General features: G+C 35.4%; 23 protein-coding genes and 1 tRNA gene. 20 read left to right on the forward strand and 4 right to left on the reverse strand.

Annotated features, from left to right (window positions below; translation table 11 throughout):
- The first annotated feature begins 74 nt into the window (after nucleotides 1-74).
- Nucleotides 75-2,225 carry a carboxy terminal-processing peptidase gene (locus K7G79_RS08770; protein ID WP_370634200.1) on the forward strand — a complete coding sequence of 717 codons (2,151 nt, stop codon included), beginning with the start codon at nucleotides 75-77 and terminating at the stop codon, nucleotides 2,223-2,225.
- 7 nt (nucleotides 2,226-2,232) lie between these two features.
- Nucleotides 2,233-3,330 carry an ABC transporter permease gene (locus K7G79_RS08775; protein WP_223551114.1) on the forward strand — a complete coding sequence of 366 codons (1,098 nt, stop codon included), beginning with the start codon at nucleotides 2,233-2,235 and terminating at the stop codon, nucleotides 3,328-3,330.
- Nucleotides 3,331-3,590: 260 nt separating this feature from the next.
- Here the strand turns inward: K7G79_RS08775 and yihA are convergent, their stop codons facing one another.
- The gene (yihA, locus tag K7G79_RS08780; protein WP_223551116.1) at nucleotides 3,591-4,202 is read right to left on the reverse strand and encodes a ribosome biogenesis GTP-binding protein YihA/YsxC; all 612 of its coding nucleotides are present in this window, start codon (nucleotides 4,200-4,202) and stop codon (nucleotides 3,591-3,593) included.
- Between the two features lie 87 nt (nucleotides 4,203-4,289).
- The gene (locus K7G79_RS08785) at nucleotides 4,290-5,054 is read right to left on the reverse strand and encodes an alpha/beta fold hydrolase (protein ID WP_223551118.1); all 765 of its coding nucleotides are present in this window, start codon (nucleotides 5,052-5,054) and stop codon (nucleotides 4,290-4,292) included.
- A 294-nt stretch (nucleotides 5,055-5,348) separates the two neighbouring features.
- On the opposite strand from K7G79_RS08785, the gene mraZ reads away from it, so the two are divergent.
- From mraZ to K7G79_RS08865, 16 genes are all read left to right on the forward strand, one after another.
- Nucleotides 5,349-5,819 carry a division/cell wall cluster transcriptional repressor MraZ gene (gene mraZ / locus K7G79_RS08790; protein WP_223551120.1) on the forward strand — a complete coding sequence of 157 codons (471 nt, stop codon included), beginning with the start codon at nucleotides 5,349-5,351 and terminating at the stop codon, nucleotides 5,817-5,819.
- A complete protein-coding gene (gene rsmH / locus K7G79_RS08795; protein WP_223551122.1) occupies nucleotides 5,806-6,702 on the forward strand; it encodes a 16S rRNA (cytosine(1402)-N(4))-methyltransferase RsmH in 897 nt (298 codons plus the stop codon). Before mraZ ends, rsmH begins: the two co-directional genes overlap by 14 nt.
- Nucleotides 6,703-7,020, forward strand: a complete 318-nt coding sequence (locus K7G79_RS08800) for an FtsL-like putative cell division protein (protein WP_223551123.1) — start codon at nucleotides 6,703-6,705, stop codon at nucleotides 7,018-7,020.
- A gap of 63 nt (nucleotides 7,021-7,083) precedes the next feature.
- Complete coding sequence (locus tag K7G79_RS08805) at nucleotides 7,084-9,045, forward strand: penicillin-binding protein (protein WP_223551274.1); 1,962 nt, start codon at nucleotides 7,084-7,086, stop codon at nucleotides 9,043-9,045.
- Complete coding sequence (locus K7G79_RS08810) at nucleotides 9,042-10,505, forward strand: UDP-N-acetylmuramoyl-L-alanyl-D-glutamate--2,6-diaminopimelate ligase (protein ID WP_223551125.1); 1,464 nt, start codon at nucleotides 9,042-9,044, stop codon at nucleotides 10,503-10,505. The genes K7G79_RS08805 and K7G79_RS08810 overlap by 4 nt, the downstream gene beginning before the upstream one ends.
- Before the next feature lie 87 nt (nucleotides 10,506-10,592).
- Nucleotides 10,593-11,834, forward strand: coding sequence for a phospho-N-acetylmuramoyl-pentapeptide-transferase (gene mraY, locus K7G79_RS08815; RefSeq protein ID WP_223551127.1), 1,242 nt, complete (start codon nucleotides 10,593-10,595; stop codon nucleotides 11,832-11,834).
- Between the two features lie 14 nt (nucleotides 11,835-11,848).
- Nucleotides 11,849-13,183, forward strand: coding sequence for a UDP-N-acetylmuramoyl-L-alanine--D-glutamate ligase (gene murD / locus K7G79_RS08820; RefSeq protein ID WP_223551128.1), 1,335 nt, complete (start codon nucleotides 11,849-11,851; stop codon nucleotides 13,181-13,183).
- A 15-nt stretch (nucleotides 13,184-13,198) separates the two neighbouring features.
- Complete coding sequence (locus tag K7G79_RS08825; RefSeq protein ID WP_223551130.1) at nucleotides 13,199-14,392, forward strand: FtsW/RodA/SpoVE family cell cycle protein; 1,194 nt, start codon at nucleotides 13,199-13,201, stop codon at nucleotides 14,390-14,392.
- A 46-nt stretch (nucleotides 14,393-14,438) separates the two neighbouring features.
- Nucleotides 14,439-15,542, forward strand: coding sequence for an undecaprenyldiphospho-muramoylpentapeptide beta-N-acetylglucosaminyltransferase (gene murG, locus K7G79_RS08830; RefSeq protein WP_223551132.1), 1,104 nt, complete (start codon nucleotides 14,439-14,441; stop codon nucleotides 15,540-15,542).
- Nucleotides 15,542-16,894, forward strand: coding sequence for a UDP-N-acetylmuramate--L-alanine ligase (gene murC / locus K7G79_RS08835; RefSeq protein ID WP_223551133.1), 1,353 nt, complete (start codon nucleotides 15,542-15,544; stop codon nucleotides 16,892-16,894). The genes murG and murC overlap by 1 nt, the downstream gene beginning before the upstream one ends.
- 16 nt (nucleotides 16,895-16,910) lie before the next feature.
- Complete coding sequence (locus K7G79_RS08840) at nucleotides 16,911-17,603, forward strand: cell division protein FtsQ/DivIB (protein ID WP_370634201.1); 693 nt, start codon at nucleotides 16,911-16,913, stop codon at nucleotides 17,601-17,603.
- A gap of 3 nt (nucleotides 17,604-17,606) precedes the next feature.
- The gene (gene ftsA / locus K7G79_RS08845; RefSeq protein ID WP_223551137.1) at nucleotides 17,607-18,917 is read left to right on the forward strand and encodes a cell division protein FtsA; all 1,311 of its coding nucleotides are present in this window, start codon (nucleotides 17,607-17,609) and stop codon (nucleotides 18,915-18,917) included.
- A 68-nt stretch (nucleotides 18,918-18,985) separates the two neighbouring features.
- Complete coding sequence (ftsZ, locus tag K7G79_RS08850; protein ID WP_223551138.1) at nucleotides 18,986-20,953, forward strand: cell division protein FtsZ; 1,968 nt, start codon at nucleotides 18,986-18,988, stop codon at nucleotides 20,951-20,953.
- A gap of 145 nt (nucleotides 20,954-21,098) precedes the next feature.
- The gene (locus K7G79_RS08855; RefSeq protein ID WP_223551140.1) at nucleotides 21,099-21,548 is read left to right on the forward strand and encodes a GatB/YqeY domain-containing protein; all 450 of its coding nucleotides are present in this window, start codon (nucleotides 21,099-21,101) and stop codon (nucleotides 21,546-21,548) included.
- A 10-nt stretch (nucleotides 21,549-21,558) separates the two neighbouring features.
- Nucleotides 21,559-21,632: transfer RNA gene (locus K7G79_RS08860), tRNA-Arg, on the forward strand.
- Between the two features lie 354 nt (nucleotides 21,633-21,986).
- Nucleotides 21,987-22,733: a zinc-dependent peptidase gene (locus tag K7G79_RS08865; protein WP_255575960.1), complete on the forward strand. Its 747-nt coding sequence runs from the start codon at nucleotides 21,987-21,989 to the stop codon at nucleotides 22,731-22,733.
- A 48-nt stretch (nucleotides 22,734-22,781) separates the two neighbouring features.
- On the opposite strand, the gene K7G79_RS08870 is transcribed toward K7G79_RS08865, so the two are convergent.
- The gene (locus tag K7G79_RS08870; RefSeq protein WP_223551142.1) at nucleotides 22,782-23,336 is read right to left on the reverse strand and encodes a CHRD domain-containing protein; all 555 of its coding nucleotides are present in this window, start codon (nucleotides 23,334-23,336) and stop codon (nucleotides 22,782-22,784) included.
- Between the two features lie 238 nt (nucleotides 23,337-23,574).
- Here K7G79_RS08870 and K7G79_RS08875 point away from each other — a divergent pair, with 238 nt between their 5' ends.
- Together K7G79_RS08875 and K7G79_RS08880 are read left to right on the forward strand one after the other, a co-directional pair.
- A complete protein-coding gene (locus K7G79_RS08875; protein ID WP_223551144.1) occupies nucleotides 23,575-23,994 on the forward strand; it encodes a CBS domain-containing protein in 420 nt (139 codons plus the stop codon).
- Between the two features lie 82 nt (nucleotides 23,995-24,076).
- The gene (locus tag K7G79_RS08880) at nucleotides 24,077-24,493 is read left to right on the forward strand and encodes an HPP family protein (RefSeq protein WP_223551145.1); all 417 of its coding nucleotides are present in this window, start codon (nucleotides 24,077-24,079) and stop codon (nucleotides 24,491-24,493) included.
- On the opposite strand, the gene rpe is transcribed toward K7G79_RS08880, so the two are convergent.
- Nucleotides 24,490-25,152, reverse strand: a complete 663-nt coding sequence (gene rpe / locus K7G79_RS08885; RefSeq protein WP_223551147.1) for a ribulose-phosphate 3-epimerase — start codon at nucleotides 25,150-25,152, stop codon at nucleotides 24,490-24,492. The two genes, K7G79_RS08880 and rpe, sit on opposite strands and share 4 nt — an antisense overlap.
- Nucleotides 25,153-25,240: the final 88 nt, after the last annotated feature.

The raw sequence follows: 25,240 nt of genomic DNA on the forward strand, positions 1-25,240 counted from the left end.
AGTTTTTTCTTTATTTTAGTAAAAAATATAAAGCTATATTATATAAAGAAAGACATTATTAAATGGTGAAAAAAATGATGAAAAGGAATTATAAAGTTTTATTGTTGGTGCTATTATTGGCATTTGCTTCCTGTAGTTTTACTGCTAAAACATTTGATAATCCCGATAAGGATAGATTATTGGTTCGTATTATTAGTTACGTATTGCAACAAGGTCATTTTGATCCTATTGAGATGGACGATGATTTTTCTGTAGAATTGTTTGAAGATTATATTGGTACCATTGACCCTGTGAAACGTTACTTTTATGAATCGGATATCAAAAATTTTGAGCGTTATAAGTGGAGTCTAGATGATCAACTAAAGGAAGTTGATGTTACTTTTTTTAATGTGGTGCACGAGCGTTTATTACAACGAATAGCTGAGGCTAAGGAAATTTATAAAGAAGTCCTCTCTACACCTTTTGATTATACCATAGATGAAACTTTTGAAACTAACTACGATAAAGTTGGGTTTGCAAAAAACAAAAAGCAAATGAGGGATCGATGGAGAAAGCAGTTAAAGTTTTCTACACTTACCAATTATGATGATTTGATGATGGATGAAAAGGTAGCAAAAGAAAAAAATCCTTCTTATGTTTCTAAAACAGAAGCAGAGATTGAAAAAGAAGCTAGGGAAGCAACATTAAATTCAATAGAAGTCTATTTTAATGATAACGTTGATGACCTAACCAGAGAAGAATGGTTTGCTGTTTATGTAGATGCCATAGTTAGTGAGTTCGATCCACATACCTATTATTTAGCGCCTAAGAACAAAGAAAACTTTGATGAGCGCATGTCTGGTAAGTTGGAAGGTATTGGAGCACGCTTGCAAAAACGTATGGACTATATTAAAATAGTAGAGCTCATTTCTGGAGGCCCTGCATGGAGAAGCAATCAATTGGAAGTAGAGGATGTTATTTTAAAAGTGAAACAGGAAAATGAAGATGTTCCTGTTAATATTGTTGGGATGCGTATTAACGATGCCATTAAGTATATAAAGGGACCTAAGGGAACTAAAGTGACCTTAACAATTAAGAAAATAGATGGAACTATTAAAGATATTACTCTCGTTCGGGATGTTATTGAAATAAATGAAACCTACGCTAAAGCATCGGTTGTTGAAAAGGATAGCCATAAATATGGCGTAATTAATTTACCTTCTTTTTATGTCGATTTTCAAAATTACAAAACCTTGAACGCCGCTAAAGATGTTAAACTCGAAATAGAGCGATTAAAAGCAGAAGGTATGAAAGGTCTTGTTTTGGATTTAAGGGATAATGGCGGTGGATCCTTACCTGCTGTTGTGGATATGGCCGGATTATTTATTAAGGATGGTCCTGTAGTTCAAGTGCGTTCGTCAGGTAAATCGAAAGAAGTATTAAGTGATAGGGACAGATCGATAGTTTGGGATGGGCCTCTCGTGATATTGGTTAACGAAATATCGGCTTCAGCATCGGAGATAATGGCTGCTGCTATGCAAGACTATAAGCGGGCTATTATCATAGGAAGTAAACAGACTTATGGTAAAGGAACCGTTCAAAATGTAATTGATCTTAACAACATATTGCGTAACAATACTCAAGGCGATTTGGGAGCATTGGCGTTAACTACTCAAAAGTATTATAGAATTAATGGTGGTTCCGTACAGTTGGAAGGGGTTAAAAGTGATGTAAAGGTGCCGGGACGTTTTAGTTTTATTGAAGTGGGCGAAAAGGATAAGGATAATCCATTACCCTATGATGAAATTGATCCGGCCGATTATAAGGTTTGGGACAATTATTTTGATTACGATGAAGCTATAAGTAATAGTAACGAGCGTATGAAGAACAATGGACAGTTAAAACTTATTGAAGAAAATGCCAAATGGGTAAAAAATAAGATTGACGAAACTGTTTATTCCTTAAACTATAATACTTATAAGGCACAATTGGACCGTAATGAGGATGAAGCTAAAAAATTCAATGCCATTGCAGATTATAAAACCAATTTAACGTTTGAATCTTTGCCTTACGAAAAGGCTTTGTTTGAGTCGGATACTACCAACCTACAAGAAAAAAGGGAGCGTTGGCATAAAAGTTTAAGTCAGGACGTATATATAGAAGAAGCACTAAACGTTCTCGAAGATTTAAACCGCTCTTTTGGGGTGAAACGTGTTGTGACCACTTCCGATAAAATGAAGAATTAAAACATGTATGAGTCAATATAGACCCAGCTCATTAAAGCAATTAGCGCTCCAAAAGTTTAAAAGCAACTTTTGGGGCGTTTTTAGTTTTGGTTTTATCATTTTGGTAGGTTTGGTTTCTATTTTTGCCTATATCTTGGCACCAGATAATACCCAACATGCCAACCAAATGCATTTATCCATTCATTCCAAACAGCCTGGGTTTAGGGTAATGATGTTGACCATACCCTCGCAAACAAAAACAGAACAAAATACTTTAAGCAAACTGTTTTTTGGAATTAAAAGCTCTGATACCAAAGTGCCTATTTCCAACTACAGAGTAGAGGATAACGTGTTGACGTATACTGAGTATGCCTCTGATGGGATAAAAGGAGTGGAAAAAACTATTGATTTAGTAGTATTTCCAACCCAGTCGGTTGGCAAGTTTATAAAAGAAAAAACCTTTTTGTTTGGCACAGATAAGTATGGTAGGGATTTGTTGAGTAGGGTGTTGGTAGGTGCAAGAATTTCTTTTTTTATAGGTTTTGTAGCTGTCTTTATTTCGTTAGTAATAGGGGTGTTTATGGGTAGTATTGCGGGATATTTTGGAGGAAAGGTAGATGCTGTTATCATGTGGGTTATTAATGTTGCCTGGTCTATTCCCACGCTCTTATTGGTTATTGCCATAACCTTGGCTTTAGGCAAGGGATTTTGGCAAGTTTTTATTGCGGTAGGCTTGACCATGTGGGTTGAGGTCGCTAGAGTGGTACGTGGACAAATAATAAGTGTAAAGGAAATGCAGTATGTTACTGCGGCAAGGGCTTTAGGGTTTAACGATTTTAGGATTATTACCAAACACATTTTACCTAATATTTTGGCGCCAGTAATTGTGATCTCGGCAGCTAATTTTGCAGCAGCCATTTTAATTGAAAGCGGACTTAGTTTTTTGGGTATTGGAGCACAGCCCCCTATGGCGAGTTGGGGTGCCATGATTAAAGATCATTACAATTACATTGTTTTAGGAAAACCCTATTTAGCCATTATTCCTGGTTTGTGCATCATGGGGTTGGTTATGGCCTTTATGTTAATGGGGAATGCCCTTAGGGATGCGTTGGATGTAAAGGGATGACGGTTTGATCATGCCCTGTTGTATTGATTGGGTGCTAATTTAATAAATGAAACTGGCTGATTGTTTAATGTGAGGGATTTCAATTTGAGAAAATAGAAATAATGAATTATTAAGGCGTTACCTGCTCAACGTTTTTTCTTTCAGAATTTGTTTTGTAAGAAATTCTCTTAAATTTTATGTCCTAGTAAAAGGAACGCCCCCAATGTCCATTCGATTCATTTTAAACACGACTATTTTGTAGCCTTATAATTGAATAGATATCAATTGAGGTTTAAAATCATATTCCCGTTTAATTCATCTATATAATTCAATATCTCCTCTTTCCCCATGTTTTTAGAGGAAGAGGTAATAAAGTAGTTGGGTATGGTTTCCCAAGTGTGCAAAAGTACTGCCTTGTAATCGTCAACATGTCTTGTAATCGCATTAGGCTTAAGTTTATCGGCTTTAGTAAATATGATGGAGAATGGAACACCATTTTTACCTAGCCATTGCATAAACTCTAAATCAATGGGTTGGGGTTTATGCCGTATATCAACTAAAACAAAAGCGGTTACCAGTTGTTCCCGTAAGGCAAAATATTGGGTGATAAACTTTTGGAAGGTTTTCTTTGCTGATTTGGATACCCGGGCATATCCATAACCTGGTAAATCGACCAAATGCCAGTTTTTGTTGATTAAAAAATGGTTTATAAGCTGTGTTTTTCCAGGTCTTCCAGATGTCTTGGCTAAACTTTTTCTACCTGTGAGCATGTTAATGAGAGACGATTTACCTACATTACTCCTGCCTATAAAAGCATATTCAGGCAACATGCTTTTAGGGCATTTAGCAACATTGGAGTTGCTCATTACAAATTCGGCAGATTTAATATGCATGGTGCTTTTGGTTCAAAGTTCAATGATTAAAATTTGAATTTGGATTTTTTCCATAGCCCATAGGCAATTATTAGTCTTTTGGCGTTACTAAAATCCTCGTTTCTGTAACCAAGCATTCATAATTTGGTTGAACTCATCGGGGTGTTCCATCATGGCTGCATGCCCACATTTATTTATCCAAAACAAATCAGAATCGGGTAATAGGTCATTAAATTCTCGAGCAACTTCGGGAGGGGTTACGTTGTCATTTTTTCCCCAAATAATGCATGTTGGGGTCGGCATATTGGGCAAATCTTTGGCCATATTATGGCGGATGGCACTTTTGGCAATAGCAAGGGTTTTTATAAGTTTATTTCGATCATTAACCGTTTCATAAACTTCGTCTACAATTTCTTTGGTAGCTACTGCAGGATCATAAAATACTTCTTGAGCTTTCTTTTTAATTACCTCGTAGTCACTACGTTTAGTGTAACCTCCACCCATTGCACTTTCGTATAGTCCAGAACTTCCAGTAATAACAAGGGCTTTAACTCTTTCAGGATAGTGTTTGGTGTGGTACAACCCTATATGTCCGCCAAGTGAGTTGCCCAATAAAATAACTTCTTCAAAACCTTTAAAGGTTATAAATTCATGTAAGTATTTGGCGAAACTTTTAACATTGGTTTTAAGTAAGGACATAGTGTAAATGGGAAGCTCAGGAATAATGACTTTATAATTTTTTGTGCTAAAAAAATCTAAGACAGAGCTAAAGTTACTCAAACCACCCATAAGCCCATGTAACACTATAATTGGAGTGCCTTCACCTGCTTCAATATAACTGTAATTTTTTTCCTTTTTTAAACGGTGCGTCATTAATCAGTTGGTCATTACATTAAAAACAAATATAGTTAAATCATTCATATTACAATCATTTTAATTCACTATCAAAGAATAATTGAAGTCGTCTAGATATTAACAAAGTTCAACTTTTTCTAGATGTGTTCTTAACCTTTTGATTGTTAAGGGTAAAACTGTTTTTGGGTTGGAAAAATCGGTTTTAGGGTGCATTTAAACGAAAATTTATCAACAAAGTGGAATAAAGTGGTAAAATGTGGTAAATTTTTCAATATATTTGAAACTTAAACACCAAAATTCCAACCAACTTAATTGGACTCATTAATAGGGACATACGAATGCAAAGTTGATGCTAAGGGGCGATTAATGATGCCTGCTGCGCTAAAAAAGCAGCTCTCTCCTGTCTTGCAAGAAGGTTTTGTATTGCGACGTTCGGTGTTTCAAAAGTGTTTGGAATTGTACCCTATGCAAGAGTGGCAAAACCTAATGCAAAGGGTGAATAAACTTAATAGGTTTAAGAAAAAGAACAACGATTTTATCCGTCGTTTTACTGCTGGGGTTAAAATGGTTGAGGTCGATGTTAATGGTCGATTATTGATTCCAAAGGATTTGACGGTTTTTGCGAATATTTCAAAACATATTGTTGTGGCTTCGGCCATTAATATTGTTGAGATATGGGATAAAGATCTTTATGAGCAAGCCATAGGTGATGCTGCTTTGGATTTTGCCGATTTAGCTGAAGAGGTAATGGGACATGATGATGACGATTATGGAGTATCATAGCCCTGTATTGTTAAAGGAAACCGTGGATGGGTTGAATATTAAGGAAGATGGTATTTATGTGGATGTGACTTTTGGGGGAGGAGGACATAGTAAGGAAATATTAAATAGGTTGGGTGATGAGGGAAGGTTGTTTGCTTTTGATCAAGACCTGGATGCTCTTAAAAATAAAATAGACGACCCTCGTTTCACACTAATTAATGAAAACTTTAGGTATGTTAGGCGCTTTTTGCGATTTTATGGAGTTAAGAAAGTTGATGGGATTTTAGCTGATTTTGGAGTGTCGTCCCATCAGTTCGATGTGGCTGAACGTGGATTTTCAACTCGTTTTGAGGCTGACTTGGACATGCGGATGAACCAAAAAAGTGAATTGTCGGCATATCATGTAGTCAATGACTATGATGAGGAGCGATTGAAAAATGTGTTTTTGCAATATGGGGAATTGCGAGCTGCTCCAGCCATGGCAAGGTTGATTGTTGGATATAGGGTGCAAAACCCAATTGTTACTAGTAGTCAATTAAAACAGGTGCTTAAAAAGTTTTTGCCGCCCAGACATGAAAATAAAGTATTGGCGCAAATATATCAAGCTATTCGGATTGAAGTGAACCAGGAGATTGAAGCACTAAAGGAGTTTTTGTTGCAGGCGTCTGATTTGCTGTGTGTTGGGGGGCGTTTAAGTTTGATTTCGTACCATTCTTTGGAAGATAGATTGGTAAAACGATTTATAAGAAATGGTATGTTTGAGGGTGAGCCTGAGCGTGATATTTATGGGAATTTTGAAGTACCGCTTAAAAAAGTTAATGGATTGATTGTACCATCCAAAGAAGAGATTGCATTGAACAATAGGGCAAGAAGTGCCAAGTTACGCATAGCTGAAAAGTTGTAAATGAAGAAAAAAGTATACGGCATATTAAAAGGAACATTTTTAGTGAGCGATGACTCCTTTAAAAATTGGAGGTTTATCATTTTTATATCGGTTTTGGCTATTGTAATGATTGCAAGCTCACACAGTGCCGATAAAAAAGTATATGAAATAGCGAGACTGAATAATGAGGTGAAAGAGTTGCGTTCCAGATTTTTGGATGGACGTTCAAGGTTCATGCGGCTTAAAATGGAATCGGCGGTGGCTTTAAAAATGAAAGAAAAAGGGCTGGAGCCTTCAGTGATTCCACCAAAAAAAATAAAAGTAAAATCTCAAAAGTAACTTATTGAATTGGCAGTTAACGAGAAAAACATATTAAACCGATTGTATTTTGTAGCAGGGTGTATGTTCGTCTTCGGGTTGGCCGTGCTATTTAAATTGGTGGGTATCCAATTTTTTCATGGCGATAAATATAAAAACTTAGCTAAAGAACAGATGGTAAAAAATGTAACCATTCCGGCCAATCGTGGTAATGTGTATGCTGATGATGGCAGTTTGCTCGCAACATCTATTCCTAAATACAATATAGCTATAGATGCGGTAGTGTCCTCAGTAAAACTTTTTGAAGAGCATATAAAAGGCTTATGTGATTCTTTGGCAAGTTATTCGGGAATATCTTCGGCACATTATGAAAAACTAATAAGAAAGGCAAGGGCTAATAGGAATCAGTACTTGTTATTGGTAAAGAACATTGGGTACTCCGATTATATCCGTATCAGGAATTTTCCATTGCTGAATAAAGGGGCGATACCTGGAGGTTTAATTGTGGAGCAAAATACCAAACGGGAGTTTCCTATGGGGGAAATTGCGCGAAGAACAATTGGATATGAAAAGGAAGATGATTTTGGTTATGTAACCCGACCTGGTATAGATGGAGCATTTGGTGTAAAGTATTTAAGGGGAACTGATGGTAAACGATTAAAGCAAAAAATAGGGAATGGGAAATGGAAACCTATAACCGATTCTAACCAAGTTGAGCCGAAAGATGGTTCTGACGTGTATACAACTATTAATGTTAATATACAGGATATAGCCCATCATGCCTTGTTGGAACAATTAGTGAAGTATAAAGCGGATCATGGCTGCGTAGTGGTAATGGAAACCAAAACAGGAGAAGTGAAGGCGATTTCCAATTTAGGAAGAGGCACTAGAGGAACTTATTATGAGCGTTTAAACTATGCGGTTGGTGAAAGTCACGAGCCTGGGTCAACATTTAAGCTTATGGCATTGGCAGCAGCGTTTGAAGATAAATTGGTTGATACCAGTGATGTGGTTGATACCGAAAAAGGTATTATATCATTTTATGGTAAAAAAGTAAGGGACTCCAAGCATGGCGGTTATGGAGAGATTACAGTGTCTAAAGCGTTTGAAGTATCTTCCAATACAGGTATTGTAAAGGTTATAGACAAAGCTTATAAAAATCAACCAAGCAAGTTTATAGATCGTTTATATGCTATGAATTTAAGGGACTCTCTTGCTATTCCGATTATAGGTGAAGGACAGCCTGTTATTCCCGATCCTAGGATAAAAAATGGACGATGGAGCGGTATTGCATTGCAATGGATGGCTTATGGATATGGCGTATCGTTTACACCTTTACAAACCTTAACATTTTATAATGCTATAGGGAATGACGGTGAAATGGTGAAACCTCAATTTTTAAAGGAGGTTAAAGAGTTTGATAAAGTAATAGATCCTTTTAAAAAAGAGGTAATAAATAAGCAAATATGTTCTAAGGAAACTATTGCTAAGCTTCAGAAATTACTTAAAAATGTGGTTGATAAAAAACATGGTACAGGGCATCGTTTATATTCTGAAAATTTTTCTATGGCAGGAAAAACTGGAACTTGTCAAAAAGATTATAGAAATAAGGAAAAGCGTAATTATATCTCTTCATTTGTTGGGTATTTTCCGGCAGAAAACCCTAAATATTCGTGTATTGTAGTGATACACGAACCTGATAAAAGTGTTGGGTATTACGGAGCCGACGTATCGGGGCCTGTATTTAAAAAAATTGCTCAAAAAATATTTACCGATACACCACTTATCGATGAGGTAAAATCCTTGGAAGTAAAAAATGCCTTAGTAGAGGGCGAATACGAAAACTTTTATAAGATAGCGAAAACCTATAAAACGATTATGCCCAATGTAGTGGGGTTGCCAGCTATGGATGCCTTGGCTCTTCTGGAAAATATGCAGGTAAATGTGAATGTGAAATTGCAGGGTAACGGTGTGGTCAAACAGCAATCAACAAAAGAAGGAATTAAGTTAAGTAATAACCAAACTATAGTGTTAACAGCGTCATGAAGATACTAAAAGACATTTTATATAAAGTCTCTATAGATGCCGTAGTAGGTAGTACTAATGTTTCTGTTAGAGCTATGGTGTTTGATTCACGTATCGTAAAAAAAGGTGATGCTTTTGTTGCGCTTCGAGGTACCACTGTTGATGGACATGATTATATTGAAAATGCCATAGCTCAAGGGGCTGTTGCAATTGTTTGTGAGGTGTTACCCCAAAAATTGATAAAAAATGTAACCTATATTGAGGTGAAAGATTCCAACAAGGCTTTGGCAATAATGGCATCAAATTTTTATGGGGCTCCTTCGGAAAATCTAAAACTGGTTGGTGTTACAGGAACCAATGGTAAAACCACCGTTGCCAGTTTGCTATATCAGTTATTTAATAAAGCAGGCTATAAAGTGGGCTTACTCTCCACTGTGAAAATCATGGTGGATGACCGTGAGTATAAAGCCACACATACTACACCAGATTCTATTACCATAAACAGGTATTTAAAGGAAATGAATGATGCTGGAGTGGAATTTTGTTTTATGGAAGTGAGTTCCCATGGTATCCACCAAAAGCGAATTGAAGGGTTGTGTTTTGAAGGTGGAATCTTTACCAATCTTACTCACGATCATTTGGATTACCATAACACTTTTGCCGAGTACCGAGATGTAAAAAAGCAGTTTTTTGATGGGTTGTCGTACAAGGCTTTTGCATTAGTAAATGTAGATGATAAGAATGGGCTTTTTATGCTACAAAATACTAAAGCAAGAAAGTTTACCTATGCCTTAAAAGGTTATGCTGACTACAAAGCCCAAATTTTGGAAAATCAATTAGGAGGTTTACTGCTTAAGTTAAACGATAATGAGCTGTGGACCAAACTTATAGGTAGTTTTAATGCATACAATGTTTTAGCAATTTATGCCACGGCAGAATTATTGGGACTTGAAAAGGTTGAGATACTAAGATTAATAAGCGAATTGGAAAGTGTGAGTGGGCGCTTTCAGTATTTAATTTCAGATGAAAAAATTACAGCCATTGTCGATTATGCACATACACCCGATGCCTTAAAAAATGTTTTGGAAACTATTAATAGTATTCGAACTAAAAATGAAGAGTTAATCACGGTTATAGGTTGTGGTGGCAATCGTGATAAAACCAAACGTCCTAAAATGGGCAACATCGCTTCGACCTTGAGTACCAAAGTGATATTTACAAGCGATAATCCAAGAAGTGAAGTCCCAGAAACTATTATTGAAGATATAGAAAGAGGTGTTGAGCCTCAGAATTTTAAAAAAGTTGTTTCGATAACCGATAGGAGACAGGCCATTAAAACTGCCTGTCAAATAGCGAATGCTAACGATATTATTTTAATAGCAGGTAAGGGTCATGAAACCTATCAGGAAATTAATGGCCAACGCTTTGATTTTGACGATTTTAAAATTGTAAAAGAATATTTGAAAGAATTACAAAAATAGATGTCATTCTGAATATCTACTTGAGCCTGATCATTTAAGTTTTGGAAATCAGTCGAAGGGTGATTAAAGAATCTCAAAAAACAACAGATGTTATATTACTTATTTGAATATTTAGAACAACAATTCCAATTTCCAGGTGCGTCTCTTTTTGGTTATATAACTTTTAGGGCGGCTTTTGCAATTATCTTATCACTGTTGATTTCTACAATCTATGGTAAACGAATCATACGGTTTCTATTAAAGAAACAAATGGGTGAAACTATTAGAGATTTGGGTTTGGAAGGACAGCAGGAGAAGGCGGGAACGCCAACCATGGGAGGTGTCATCATTATTTTGGCAACTTTAGTACCTGTGTTATTGCTTGCTAAACTCGATAATATATATATTATTCTTTTGATAGTTACCACCCTTTGGATGGGAACTATTGGATTTGTGGACGATTATTTAAAAAAGTTTAAAAACGATAAGGAAGGTTTAAAAGGGAAGTTTAAGATTTTGGGGCAAGTTGGTTTGGGCTTAATTGTAGGATTAACCCTGTTTTTTAATCAGGATGTTACCATAAAAGAAAAACTTCCAGTAGCTAAACAACAAGAATTACTGGCAGAAAATCCCAACATTTCACATTCAAAATTATTTCAAGAGGAGGTAAAATCCACCAAAACCACAATACCTTTTGTGAAAGATAATGAGTTTGATTATGCATCATTAATAACTTGGATTAATCCTAGTTTAAGAAAATATGCTTGGATCATTTTTATATTGATTGCTATCATTATTGTTACAGCAGTATCTAATGGTGCAAATCTTACAGATGGAATTGATGGTTTGGCAGCAGGAACTTCTGCTATTGTTGTCCTTACGCTAGGCATTTTTGCTTGGGTGTCTAGTAACATCATCTTTTCAGATTATCTCAATATCATGTATATACCAAGGGTCGAAGAAATAACCATTTATATCGCAGCTTTTGTTGGGGCCTTAATAGGATTCTTATGGTACAATACTTATCCAGCGCAAGTATTTATGGGCGATACGGGAAGTTTAACTATTGGAGGGATCATTGCTGTGATTGCTATTGCTGTTCGTAAGGAATGGTTGATTCCGGTGTTGTGTGGCATTTTTGTAGCCGAAAATTTATCGGTAGTCATGCAGGTGAGTTGGTTTAAATATACCAAAAGGAAGTATGGGGAAGGAAAACGCATTTTTAAAATGTCGCCATTGCACCATCATTACCAAAAGTTAGGATATCATGAAAGTAAGATTGTAACAAGATTTTGGATCATAGGCATTTTACTTGCCATAATAAGTTTGGTGACGTTAAAAATTAGGTGAATCGAAAAGTATAAATGCAAAAACGATTGGTCATATTGGGAGGAGGTGAAAGTGGTATTGGTACAGCGCTTTTGGGTAAGGCAAAAGGATACGATGTTTTTGTTAGCGATAAAGGAAAAATAAAAGAAAATTATAAACAGGTTCTTATACATAATGAGATTGAATGGGAAGAAGGAAAACATTCTGAAGCCAAAATCCTAAATGCGGATTTGGTAATGAAAAGCCCAGGAATACCTAATAAAGTAGAGATAGTAAGTAGGTTAATGGTAGCTAATATTCCTGTGATTTCCGAAATTGAATTTGCTTCAAAATTCACAAAAGCAACCCTTGTGGGAATTACTGGTAGCAATGGCAAAACTACTACGGCAACCTTAACACATTATTTGTTGAAACAAGAGCTAAATGTAGGATTAGCAGGTAATATTGGAGATAGCTTTGCGAAGCAGGTTTTTGAGCAAGATTATGAAAATTATGTGCTTGAGATCAGTAGTTTTCAGTTGGATGATATCGTTAATTTCAAGCCCAAAATTGCTGTAATTACAAATATTACACCAGATCATTTAGATCGGTATGATTATAGGTTCGAAAATTACATTGCTTCAAAGTTTAGGATTGCTATGAACCAAACATCTGAAGATTATTTAATCTACGATGCAGATGATGACGTGATAGCAAATCATTTAAAAAACTATCCGGTTCAATCCATATTATTACCATTTTCATTAACAAAAATTATTGATAATGGTGCGTATTACCAAAATAACCAAATAACAATAACAATAGATAACAATAAGATAATTATGCCAACAACAAACTTAACCTTAGAAGGGAAGCACAATATTAAAAATGCTATGGCGGCATCAACCGTTGCGCATTTATTAAAGATTAGAAAACAGACCATTCGTGAAAGCTTGGAAAACTTTCAAGGTGTGGAACATCGTCTAGAATATGTGTTAAAAATCAATAGGGTACAATATATAAACGATTCTAAAGCAACAAATGTTAATGCAACGTATTATGCCCTTGAAAGTATGGATTCACCAACTGTATGGATTGTTGGAGGCCAGGATAAGGGTAATAATTATACAGAGCTTTATCCGTTTATTAATGAAAAGGTAAAAGCAATTATTTGCTTGGGTATAGATAACACTAAATTAATTGAAGCTTTTAATGGTATGGTAGATATTATGGTTGAAACACAATTTATGAGTGAAGCTGTTAAAATTGCATACAAAATAGCTGAAGCTGGAGATAATGTATTGTTGTCACCAGCATGTGCCAGTTTTGATTTGTTTGAAAATTACGAGGATCGAGGGCGTCAGTTTAAAGAGGCAGTAAGAAATTTATAAAATCATTAATAGAAAGTGCAGCAACTGTTTAAAAACATAAAAGGAGATCGGTTAATTTGGGCAATTGTAGCATTGTTGGCTATTGTGTCCTTTTTACCCGTATATAGTGCTGCCAGTAATTTAGCTTACAAAGGAGGTGATGGAAACACCTTTGCTTTTTTTGTAAAACACTTTATGCATTTGTTTTTAGGTTTTGCCATTATGTACGGTGTGCATAAAATACCTTATCGGTATTTTAAAGGGTTGTCATTGATCATGATTCCTGTGGTATTGGTGCTTTTAGGGCTAACAATGTTACAAGGTACAACCATTGCTGGGGCGAGTGCCAGTAGGTGGATTCAAATACCTTTTGTGGGGGTGTCGTTCCAAACTTCAACCTTTGCAGCAGTGGTTTTAATGGTTTATGTGTCACGGTATATGTCTAAAATAAAGGATAAACACGTTACGTTTAAAGAATCGATTATGCCATTGTGGCTACCCGTTTTTTTGGTATTGGTGCTTATTTTACCATCAAACTTTTCCACGGCAGCCATAATATTTTTAATGGTAACTATATTGGTATTTATAGGGGGGTATCCGGTTCGTTATTTGGGGATTATTATGGGACTTGGAATAGTGGCTTTGACTATGTTTATCATGTTTGCGAAGCTTACTTCGGGTCCTTTAAATGTTAAGGTAACAACCTGGGAGAATAGGATTAAAAATTATTCTAATGATGAAGATACTGAAGCTGATTATCAAATTCAAAAAGCAAAAATTGCCATTGCTTCTGGAGGTATTAAAGGAGTGGGACCTGGAAAAAGCATTCAGAAAAACTTTTTACCACAGTCCTCATCCGATTTCATTTTTGCCATTATCATTGAAGAATATGGTTTGTTGGGAGGCTTTTTTATTATGATTCTGTATTTGTGGTTGTTATTTAGAATTGTAATAGTTTCACAAAAGGCCGATACCGTTTTTGGTAAACTTTTAGTATTAGGTGTTGGATTGCCTATTGTGTTTCAGGCATTAATTAATATGGCGGTAGCTGTTGAATTGTTTCCGGTAACAGGACAAACCTTGCCTTTAGTTAGTAGTGGAGGGACTTCTATTTGGATGACCTGCTTGGCAATTGGGGTTATTTTGAGTGTAAGTGCTCATAGGCAGGAGATTATACAGCAAGAAAGTATAGAGGAAAATCCATTGGAAATTCTATCGGAAACAATTTAAGTTATAAGTACATAAAGCAAAAAGTATTTAAAGTAAAAGTGGATTAGTGACAAAGGGAAAAACATATAGAATTATTCTTTCGGGTGGTGGTACAGGAGGACATATCTATCCTGCTATTGCTATTGCTAATGAATTAAAGCATCGTTACCCAAATGCTAAATTCTTGTTTGTTGGAGCTAAAGATAGAATGGAAATGGAAAAAGTACCACAAGCGGGTTATGAGATAAAAGGGTTGTGGATTTCAGGTATCCAACGTCAATTGACTTCAAAAAATCTTTTGTTTCCGTTTAAGTTGCTGAGCAGTTTGTGGAAATCGAGACAAATTGTAAGTGCATTTAAACCAGATGTGGTTATAGGTACCGGAGGTTTTGCTAGTGGTCCTTTGTTGTATATGGCCTCGTCAAAACAAATTCCTAGTTTGATTCAGGAGCAGAATTCTTATCCGGGCATTACTAACAAACTATTAGCTAAAAAGGTCCGTAAAATTTGTGTGGCCTACGATGGATTGGAGCGATTTTTTCCTGCAGATAAAATCATTAAAACAGGTAATCCAGTAAGAAAAGGGCTTTTGAATATAGAAATCAAAACGCTGGAAGCAAAGGCCTTTTTCAATTTAAAGCATGGTAAGAACACTTTGTTAGTCTTGGGTGGAAGTTTGGGAGCTAGGCGCATAAATGAATTGATTGAACAAAAGCTTGATTTTTTAGACACTCAGAACCTCCAAATTATTTGGCAGTGCGGAAAATTGTATTATCAACAATACAAAATATATAACAATACCAATGGTGTACAGGTGTATGAGTTTTTAAATAATATGGATATGGCTTATGCTGCTGCCGATGTTATTATTTCCCGAGCTGGAGCAAGCTCGGTGTCCGAACTGTGTATAGTTGGTAAGCCGGTAATATTTATTCCATCACCCAATGTTGCAGAGGACCATCAATCTAAAAATGCCATGGCCATAGTTAATGAAGATGCGGCTATGATGATAAAAGAAGAAGATTTGGAAGTAGATTTCGAAAACAGATTTAGTCAGTTGTTGGCATCACCCGAAAAGCAAAGTCAACTTAGTAAAAACATTCAAAGAATGGCTTACGTAAATGCAACTAAACGTATTGTGGATGAAGTAGAAAAATTGTTGAAGGAATAATGGATTTTAAAAACATATATAACGTGTATTTTATTGGTATTGGTGGCATAGGTATGAGTGCCTTGGTACGCTATTTTGTAGCCAATAATAAGCGTGTTGCTGGATATGATAAAACACGAACTGAAATAACAGATGACTTAATGAAATTAGGTGTCGAAATTCATTTTGAAGATGGCATTGAAAATATAAATGAGTCTTTTTTTAATAAGGACAGCACTTTGGTAATTTACACACCGGCTATACCAGTAGAGCATAAAGAGTTAAATTATTTTGTAAATAATAATTTCAAGGTTTTTAAGCGCTCAAAAGTATTAGGGTTGATTACCGAAAACACATTTTGCTTGGCCGTAGCTGGAACCCATGGAAAAACCACCACGACCAGTATTTTAGGTCATTTGTTATACGAATGTAATAAACCGATAACAGCTTTTCTGGGTGGTATTAGTGAAAATTATAATTCTAACTTTATTAGTAATGGAACCGAAGTTACCGTAGTTGAAGCTGATGAGTTTGATCGTTCGTTTTTAACTTTAAAGCCAGACATGGCCTGCATAACCTCAATGGATGCTGATCATTTGGATGTTTACGGTGAAGCTGAAGCACTGAAAGACTCTTTTGTGGATTTTGCTAAATGCCTAAAGCCTAATGGAAAGTTGTTTATTAAAAACGGATTGTCCATACAAGGTATAACCTATGGTATTGAAGATGAATCAGACTACAGTATCCAAAATATTAAGATAGAAAATGGAACCTATGTTTTTAATGTTAAGACACCAAAAAGGGTCCTAGAAAATTTAAAATTTAACCTACCAGGTAGACATAATTTGTCAAATGCATTAATAGCCTTGGCGATGGCTGTAGAGTATGGTTGCCCTCACCAGCAGCTCGCCAAGGCTTTAGCATCTTACAAAGGGGTAAAGCGACGTTTTACTTACCATATTAAAACTGATGATTTTGTTTTAATAGACGATTATGCCCATCACCCCCAAGAAATTAATGCTGTGCATCAGGCAGTAAGGGAAATGTATCCTAGAAAGAAGGTTTTAGCTGTATTTCAACCGCATTTATATAGTAGAACACGTGATTTTGTGGAAGATTTTGCCGAAAGCTTGTCTAAGTTTGATGCTGTGATATTATTAGATATTTATCCTGCAAGAGAATTACCCATCGAAGGTGTAACATCGGCATGGTTACTGGAAAAAATAGATTTAAAAAATAAGCAATTGGTAAGCAAAAAGGAGTTGATATCCAGAATTCGCGAAAGCCAAGCCAATGTTGTTTTAACACTTGGAGCGGGAGACATAGGAGAAGAAGTGAAACATATTAAAAAAGAATTTAGTATTGCGAGTTAATTGGAATTTTATAAAAATGTTGTTGCTGTTAAGTACAGTAGTATTTCTTTTTGCATTTGCCACAGCAAGGAATACGGCTAGAAAAGTGTCACAGCCAAATGTAAAGTTTTTAGGAGAGAATAATCTATTTATAACTAATCAAACTGTTAGTAAATTGTTAATACAAAATCGGCAAGGGGTTAAAAATATGCTTAAAGAAACTTTAGATTTGAATGAATTAGAACAATCTCTGAATTCTAACCCATTGATTAAGTCGGCAGAAGTCTATGTGTCTGTAAATGGTACTCTTAATGCTGACATTGAGCAAAAAACGCCATTAGCAAGGGTAAGTACAAATGGATCATATTACATTGATGATGAAGGGTTGTTTATGCCACTATCGAGTAATTATTCGGCAAGAGTGCCTTTGGTAACAGGTCATGTTGAAAAAAACAACTTAAAAAGCATATATAAAATAGCCAAAAAAGTTGATTCAGATGAGTTTTTAAAAAAGAGTGTAATAGAAATTCACCAAAACAGCAAAGGCGATATTTTTTTAAGATTAAGGCGTTGCGATTTTGTGGTAAAACTAGGGACAATTGAGTTTTTAGATAAAAAAATTAATAACCTAAAAGTGTTTTATAAAAAGAATCTAAAGGAAAATACACTTAGCAGGTATAGTAAAGTTAATTTACAATTTGATAATCAAGTGGTCTGTACCAAAATATAAAACATGGAACAAAATTTAGCAGTAGGTTTAGACATAGGTACCACAAAAATAGTGGCCATGATTGGTCGTAAAAATGAGTACGGCAAAGTTGAGATTTTAGGCATAGGAAAATCTAAAAGCTTAGGGGTTCATCGTGGTGTTGTAAATAATATTACACAAACCATTCAGTCTATACAACAAGCCGTTCAGGAAGCTGAAGTTTCAGCCGATATGAAAATTGATGGTGTTACCGTAGGTATAGCAGGACAACATATTCGTAGTTTACAGCACAGTGATTATATAACGAGACCCAATTCAGAAAATGTGATAGACGATAATGATATCGACAGACTCATAAACCAAGTGCATAAACTGGTTATGCTCCCTGGAGAGGAAATAATCCATGTACTTCCTCAAGAGTATAAAGTTGATGGTCAAGGTGAAATAAAAGAACCTATTGGGATGTATGGTGGTCGTTTGGAAGCGAATTTTCATGTGGTAGTAGGTCAAGTGTCTTCCATTAGAAATATTGGACGCTGTGTACAGAGTTCAGGATTAAGTTTAGAAGGCATCACATTAGAGCCGTTAGCTTCAGCAAATGCGGTATTGAGTCAAGAAGAAAAAGAAGCAGGAGTAGCATTGATAGATATTGGAGGCGGAACCACCGATCTTGCCATTTTTAGGGATGGTATTATTAGGCATACAGCCGTAATTCCTTTTGGAGGGAACGTTATTACCGAAGATATTAAGGAAGGGTGCTCTATTATAGAAAAGCAGGCTGAATTATTGAAAATAAAGTTTGGATCGGCATGGCCAGGGGAAAACAAGGATAATGAAATTGTATCCATACCAGGGTTAAGAGGTCGTGAGCCTAAAGAAATTACTCTTAAAAACCTATCAAAAATAATACATGCCCGTGTGGTAGAGATTATTGAACAGGTTTATGTCGAAATTAAAAATTATGGTCACGAAGAACAAAAAAAGAAGCTAATAGCAGGGATCGTATTAACGGGAGGTGGTAGTCAATTAAAACATTTGAAACAGCTTGTGGAATATATCACAGGTATGGATACTCGAATAGGCTATCCTAACGAACATCTTGCAGGAGATAGTGATGAAGATATAACCAGTCCGTTGTATGCTACAGCAGTAGGATTGGTTTTAGACGGGTTGAAACGTCAGGAAAGAAGAAAAAAAGAAGCTATAGAAGCTGAAGTACAGGAAAATAATCTTGTTGATGAAACAGAATCACAGGAGCCACCTGTAAAGCAACGACGTTCATTTTTAGATAAATTAACCGAGCGTGTCAAGGATTTTTTAGATAACGCCGAATAGAATAAAAATAATCCATTGATAAAATAATAAGTTAAAAATTAAGTATAAATACCAGTAAACTAGAATTTATGAGCAGCAAGAAAGAATTCGAAAGCATTGCATTTGATTTACCCAAAAACCAATCAAATGTCATTAAAGTTATTGGTGTTGGAGGTGGTGGCAGTAATGCTATAAACCACATGTTCCAACAAGGGATTAAAGGTGTAGATTTTTACATTTGTAATACCGATGCCCAGGCACTTCAAAATAGTGGAGTGCCCAACAAGATCCAATTAGGGGTAAACCTTACTGAAGGATTAGGTGCGGGTGCTAATCCAGAAATTGGGGAGCAATCTGCCGTAGAGAGTTTTGAAGAAATCTCACGTATGTTGGATACCAATACTAAAATGGTATTTATAACTGCTGGAATGGGTGGTGGTACTGGTACAGGAGCAGCGCCGATTATAGCTAAAATGGCTAAGGATTTAGACATTTTAACAGTTGGTATTGTAACGATGCCTTTCCAGTTTGAAGGTAAAATGCGTTTGGAGCAATCGCAAAAAGGTATCGAAAAATTAAGGGATGTAGTCGATTCATTAATAGTTATCAATAATAACAAACTTCGTGAGGTGTATGGTAATCTTGGTTTTAAAGCAGGGTTCTCCAAAGCAGACGAGGTGTTGTCTACAGCTGCTCGTGGCATAGCTGAAGTGATTACACATCACTACACCCAAAACATTGATTTACGTGATGCAAAAACAGTATTGAGCAATAGCGGTACGGCTATTATGGGGTCTGCAATGGCATCAGGACAAAACCGAGCGCAAGAGGCTATAAGAAAAGCCTTGGATTCACCATTGCTTAATGACAATAAAATTACAGGAGCTAAAAACGTGTTGCTGCTTATCGTTTCTGGTTCCCATGAGATTACTATTGATGAAATAGGAGAGATTAACGACCATATTCAAGATGAAGCTGGTCATGGAGCGAATATTATCATGGGGGTAGGTGAAGATGAATCCTTAGAAGAGTCTATTGCAGTGACCATTATAGCTACTGGGTTTAATGTAGAACAACAAGATGAAATCTCTAATACCGAAACAAAAAAAGTAATTCATTCTCTTGAAGAAGAACATGATTTATTGGCTAAGGATAGAGATCCCGTAATTATTACACCAGTAATAGAAATGGAAGAAAAGAAAGCCAAGAAAGAACCGCCAATAGTAAGGCACACCTTGGACTTAGAAGATGAGAATGTCGAGGTTAAACAAACCAAACAAAAGCTCGAAAATCAACAGTCGAAGAAAATAACCATTTCAAATGATTGTGATATTAATCTAATACCTACTTCAGAATTCATTAAGAATATTGATGTTGAGTGTGAAGAAGTATTTGCAAAGGTTCACGAAGAAGACGATTTTATCATAAAACCGGTAACTGTTGTTTCTAAACAAAAAGAGGATATAGTTGAGGAAGAGCAGCAAATTACATTAACCTTTGATTTGCCATTAACCTCTGACAATAATGTTGAAGAAGAACCCCTTGAGTCACTAGTTAATGAAAAGGTGAAAAAGATTCCAGTGAAAGACTATATTGAACTTATTACGGTTACAGAAGCCAATGAAGATGGTGAAGTGCGTTATGCCTTAGATGATTATATTGAGTTGGAATCTGCTATGAACAATATGAAGAAAAAAGAAACTGTAGATGAAATAGATGAGGATATTGTTTTCGAAAAGAAAGTTATTGTAGAGGATACAGTTGAAGAAGAGGTAACTACAGATGAGGTTGATCCAATGAATATGCCTATATCCCAGTTGCTAAAAGAACGTGCCGAAGAGCGTAAACGTAAAATGAAAGACTTTAATTATAAGTTTAACAATGCGAAGATAGATGACATTGAAAAAGTGCCTGCTTATAAACGCCAAGGGGTAGATTTAAGTGAAGTGAAGCACTCTTCGGAAACAGATATGTCCAGAACAAGTATTGGTTTGGATGATAATGATGATATTCAACTAAGAAGTAATAATTCATTTTTGCACGATAATGTTGATTAAGGTATAAACGTCTACTAGACATACTTAGTTATGAACCCGAGAAGTTTGCCTAAGCTTTTCGGGGTTTTTGTGATAAAACTTAAGTAATTTCATTATTTTTGCTAGCCTTTAGGGGAAGTAAAATTTTATATTAGCAATTAAACCAATGAGTTTACAAAAAGACATAATGACGGCTTTAAAAGAGGCCATGAAGTCTAAAGATCAAACTGCTCTTGCAGCTTTACGGGCTGTTAAATCGGCTATTTTATTGGTGCAGACCGAAAGTGGTGCTAAAGAAGAACTAACTGAAGAGCAAGAACTTAAAATCCTTCAAAAGCAAGTAAAGCAACGTAAGGATAGTGCAGTTGTTTATATAGAACAAGGGCGTGAGGATTTGGCTGCTCCAGAGCTTGCTGAGGCAGAAATCATAGCTCGGTTTTTACCCGAAGCTTTAAATGAAGAAGAGATAGAAGAAGTTGTGGTGGCAACTATTGCAAATGTTGGTGCACAGGGTATGAAGGACATGGGTAAGGTTATGGGTATAGTAAGTAAGGAATTAGCAGGTAAAGCCGATGGTAAAACCATATCAACTATTGTAAAAGCTAAATTAGCTTAGTAAAATAAATGGCCACGTAGCTCAGCTGAATAGAGCACTGGATTTCGGCTCCAGCGGTCGGGGGTTTGAATCCCTCCGTGGTCACGAATAAATTGTTCAAAATTAAAAACGCTCAAGATTACTTGAGCATTTTTTTTGGATTATTTCAAAGTGGAATTTTGAGGAAAACAAGTTTCTAATAGAGTTAATAGTTGTATTAAAAATAATCTTTCGATAATTTAAATCCTTTAGTCGGTTGGGCGTAATTGATAAACCTTGTGCTTTTTAACCAATAAATTATCTTTTTTAAAAGGATTAACGTAATTTCGAAATAGTAAAGACGTTATTTATAAAGTGATTTTTAGTTTTCTTTTAATAAAATATACCCTGGGCAGTAAAATTATACTAGGTATTTTCTTTGCAGCACTAGCTTATATGTTTTTTCATTTTGCTATAAAAATGATTGAAATGGGCTATGTGCTAAAACACAGGAAACCATACTACGTGCATTTTTATTGGTTTAAAAGAAGACTTAGTAAAGACCAAAAACAAATCTTGAAGACCAAATTTAGATTTTACAATAAATTAACCGATAAAAATAAACGCTATTTTGAACATCGTGTGGCCTCATTTATCATTGATAAAGATTTTATTGGGAGGGGAGGATTGGTTGTAAATGATGAAATAAAGGTGTTGCTTGCTGCAACGGCTGTCATGCTAACCTTTGGCTTTAGGGACTTTTATATTGGTTTGATATCTAAAATTGTTGTTTATCCTACTAAGTTTTATTCAAAATCCAATAACGCCTATCACAAGGGGGAGTTTAATCCCAAACTCAAGGCTTTGGTCCTGTCTTGGGAAGATTTTGTAAAGGGGTTTGACATTGATAATGATAATTTGAATTTAGGGATCCATGAATTTACCCATGCCATTCACATCAATAGTATAAAGGAACGCGATATAAGCTCAACTATTTTTAGTGATTCGTTTAAAGAGCTTTCGGAATTGTTATCTAAAGATGAAAACCTTAGAAATACAATCACATCCTCTAAATACTTTAGAAAATATGCCTATACCAATCAATTTGAGTTTTTGGCAGTAGCCATAGAAAATTTTATTGAAACCCCATACGATTTTAAGAGTGAGTTTCCGCAGGTATACGCAAAAATTAAGCAGATGCTTAATTTTAATTATGCAGGATATTAATAAAAAAATAAGAGGTCAAAAAAGAACTTTGACCTCTTGGTACACTTTTTATAATTGACCTCTTAGCTCTCCTCCTGGATATCCGGGATTGGTATGAACATTAATATAAATGTTACCATCCTTAATATCTTGAATGAATGTTGCAAGTTTATTCGCACCATCTTCACCCATAGTTTCTGCTGTAATTTTACCAGTGGTCAGCTGACCGCTAAATAACTCTTCAATTTTGGGCCCTCCAAATATCCCAACAACAACTCCTCCATTTTCTCCTGCAGGAGCTTTGTGAAAGTGTGAGGCAACAACATTATCTATATTTTCAACAATTACGACGTAATGAACAGTACTTTCATCTTGACTAATTCTTACAATTGCATGTCCAGAGGCATCTGTTTCCCGCATTGGGACTTCGTTATCTCCTGATAGTTCGGTTTTAAAAACCAATGCCTTTTGAGGATCCTTTTCCTGTCCCATTTTTGAAGACAAGTCATTGTTGCTTAACTCAGATTCCAGATTGGAAATAGGTTCGTTGGAGCATCTTGTAATGAAGAGGCAGAAAATAGCCAATAGCATGATGCGCATCAAAATTTTGGTTTGTGTTTTCATAACTGTTTTTTAAAGAATTAATTAATAATTTTTTTACCAAGTAGAAGTAGGTAAGGAAATGGTTTGTAGTTGGTTATAACTAAATATACAAATTATTTTGTTAACATGATTGAAAGTACTTTTAATGGCTATTAATTCCGATTAACATCATATAATCTATCAAATGTATGATTAAAGTCATAATATATTTTGCCTCGGTTTCATAATTTTAAAGTTATCAAGCATATACCATTAAACCATGATACGTAAGGCACCAATTTCAACGATAATGACCGAGCATGTTATTACGTTACGTAAGAAAGATAGCCTTGAAAAGGCCGAGAAAATTTTTAAAAAGCATAATATCAGACATATTCCCATTGTAACCAATAATGTGGTAATAGGTATGTTAAGCAAAACCGATTTGCTGCGTCTTAAGTTTTCTGATTATGGAGAAAAAGAAAATATGGATTCAGATGCATTTGTATACCATATGTTTACTATTGAGCAGATCATGCAACAAAAAATAGTTACGGTATCTTCTTCAAATTCTATAAAGGAAGTAGCTGAAATTTTTGCGACTAAAGAGTTTCATGCATTGCCAGTGGTAGATAACAACAAGTTGGTAGGTATTGTTACTACTACTGATATTATTAAATATCTTTTAAGTCAGTTTTAAGTTTTAATGATTACTGATAATTATCATAAATGGTTTTGTCTTAATGATGTAATTTTAGCTGAAATTTAAAAATGGATGAACTATGAAAGCATTGACTCCAGTTTCAGAAATAATGACAAAAAATCTTATTGCTTTAAATACAAACGATGACTTGACCAGAGCCGAAGCCTTATTCAAAAGGCATCATATTAGGCATATTCCTGTGGTGAAGGAAGAATCCATAATAGGTATGTTAAGTTACAGCGATTTGTTAAAAATTAGTTTTGCTGATGCTACTGATGATGACCGAGATATAGATACTGTAGTTTACAATATGTTTAGTATAGAACAGGTTATGACAAAAAATTTGGTCACGGTAAGTAGTAGTACAACCATTAAAAAAGTAGCTAAAATATTAGCAGAAAATGAATTTCATGCTTTACCTGTTGTAGACGATTCAATTCTGGTAGGCATCGTAACCACAACCGATTTGATTAAATATATGCTAAAACAGTTTTAAGCGTTGGCAATTTTCTTTAAATCACTAATGGTTTCCAATGGATTACTGCTTTTAAAAACATAGCTACCAGCAACCAAAACATCGGCACCTGTATCGACTAACTTTTTTGCGTTTTTGTTAGTTACACCGCCGTCAATTTCAATGCGTGTTTTTGCGTTTTTACGAAGAATAAGTGCTTTTAGTTGAGCTATCTTATTATAAGTGTTCTCAATAAAGCTTTGTCCACCAAAACCAGGGTTAACACTCATTAAGCAAACTAGGTCTATATCGTTAATGGTATCTTCCAAAACATTAACATTTGTATGTGGGTTAAGGGCAACACCGGCTTCCATGCCTTCGGTTTTTATGGCTTGTAACGTTCTATGTAAATGGGTGCATGCCTCATAATGAACCGTTAAAACATTGCTGCCTAGATTAGCAAAGGTTTTTATATAACGGTCCGGATCTACAATCATTAAATGTACATCAATGGTTTTTTTTGCATGTTTGGCAATGGCTTGTAAAACAGGCATGCCAAAAGAAATATTGGGAACAAAAACCCCATCCATAATATCGATATGAAACCAATCTGCATCACTTTGGTTTACCATTTCAATATCACGTTGTAGATTAGCAAAATCGGCTGCTAAAATAGAGGGAGCAATTAACTTAGAACTCATTGGAGGTAGTGATTTTATATGTTTGTGCAAATATAGAAAACTCTTTTTTGAAGTCTCTCTCCTTTGGCTAGAGATTTAGAGTGTAGTT

The sequence above is a fragment of the Aestuariivivens sp. NBU2969 genome (assembly GCF_019931125.1).
Taxonomy (GTDB): domain Bacteria; phylum Bacteroidota; class Bacteroidia; order Flavobacteriales; family Flavobacteriaceae; genus Aestuariivivens; species Aestuariivivens marinum.

What these genes read in the sequence shown, in the direction of transcription:
- murD (WP_223551128.1), top strand. Translation starts at nt 11,849, where the DNA reads ATGCAAAAACGATTGGTCATATTGGGAGGAGGTGAAAGTGGTATTGGT.
- K7G79_RS08875 (WP_223551144.1), top strand. Translation starts at nt 23,575, where the DNA reads ATGATACGTAAGGCACCAATTTCAACGATAATGACCGAGCATGTTATT.
- K7G79_RS08855 (WP_223551140.1), top strand. Translation starts at nt 21,099, where the DNA reads ATGAGTTTACAAAAAGACATAATGACGGCTTTAAAAGAGGCCATGAAG.
- ftsZ (WP_223551138.1), top strand. Translation starts at nt 18,986, where the DNA reads ATGAGCAGCAAGAAAGAATTCGAAAGCATTGCATTTGATTTACCCAAA.
- K7G79_RS08805 (WP_223551274.1), top strand. Translation starts at nt 7,084, where the DNA reads ATGTTCGTCTTCGGGTTGGCCGTGCTATTTAAATTGGTGGGTATCCAA.
- K7G79_RS08865 (WP_255575960.1), top strand. Translation starts at nt 21,987, where the DNA reads ATGATTGAAATGGGCTATGTGCTAAAACACAGGAAACCATACTACGTG.
- ftsA (WP_223551137.1), top strand. Translation starts at nt 17,607, where the DNA reads ATGGAACAAAATTTAGCAGTAGGTTTAGACATAGGTACCACAAAAATA.
- K7G79_RS08880 (WP_223551145.1), top strand. Translation starts at nt 24,077, where the DNA reads ATGAAAGCATTGACTCCAGTTTCAGAAATAATGACAAAAAATCTTATT.
- K7G79_RS08840 (WP_370634201.1), top strand. Translation starts at nt 16,911, where the DNA reads ATGTTGTTGCTGTTAAGTACAGTAGTATTTCTTTTTGCATTTGCCACA.
- rpe (WP_223551147.1), bottom strand. Translation starts at nt 25,152, where the DNA reads ATGAGTTCTAAGTTAATTGCTCCCTCTATTTTAGCAGCCGATTTTGCT.
- yihA (WP_223551116.1), bottom strand. Translation starts at nt 4,202, where the DNA reads ATGCATATTAAATCTGCCGAATTTGTAATGAGCAACTCCAATGTTGCT.
- K7G79_RS08810 (WP_223551125.1), top strand. Translation starts at nt 9,042, where the DNA reads ATGAAGATACTAAAAGACATTTTATATAAAGTCTCTATAGATGCCGTA.
- murC (WP_223551133.1), top strand. Translation starts at nt 15,542, where the DNA reads ATGGATTTTAAAAACATATATAACGTGTATTTTATTGGTATTGGTGGC.
- K7G79_RS08775 (WP_223551114.1), top strand. Translation starts at nt 2,233, where the DNA reads ATGAGTCAATATAGACCCAGCTCATTAAAGCAATTAGCGCTCCAAAAG.
- K7G79_RS08800 (WP_223551123.1), top strand. Translation starts at nt 6,703, where the DNA reads ATGAAGAAAAAAGTATACGGCATATTAAAAGGAACATTTTTAGTGAGC.
- K7G79_RS08785 (WP_223551118.1), bottom strand. Translation starts at nt 5,054, where the DNA reads ATGACGCACCGTTTAAAAAAGGAAAAAAATTACAGTTATATTGAAGCA.
- mraY (WP_223551127.1), top strand. Translation starts at nt 10,593, where the DNA reads ATGTTATATTACTTATTTGAATATTTAGAACAACAATTCCAATTTCCA.
- K7G79_RS08770 (WP_370634200.1), top strand. Translation starts at nt 75, where the DNA reads ATGATGAAAAGGAATTATAAAGTTTTATTGTTGGTGCTATTATTGGCA.
- K7G79_RS08870 (WP_223551142.1), bottom strand. Translation starts at nt 23,336, where the DNA reads ATGAAAACACAAACCAAAATTTTGATGCGCATCATGCTATTGGCTATT.
- rsmH (WP_223551122.1), top strand. Translation starts at nt 5,806, where the DNA reads ATGGAGTATCATAGCCCTGTATTGTTAAAGGAAACCGTGGATGGGTTG.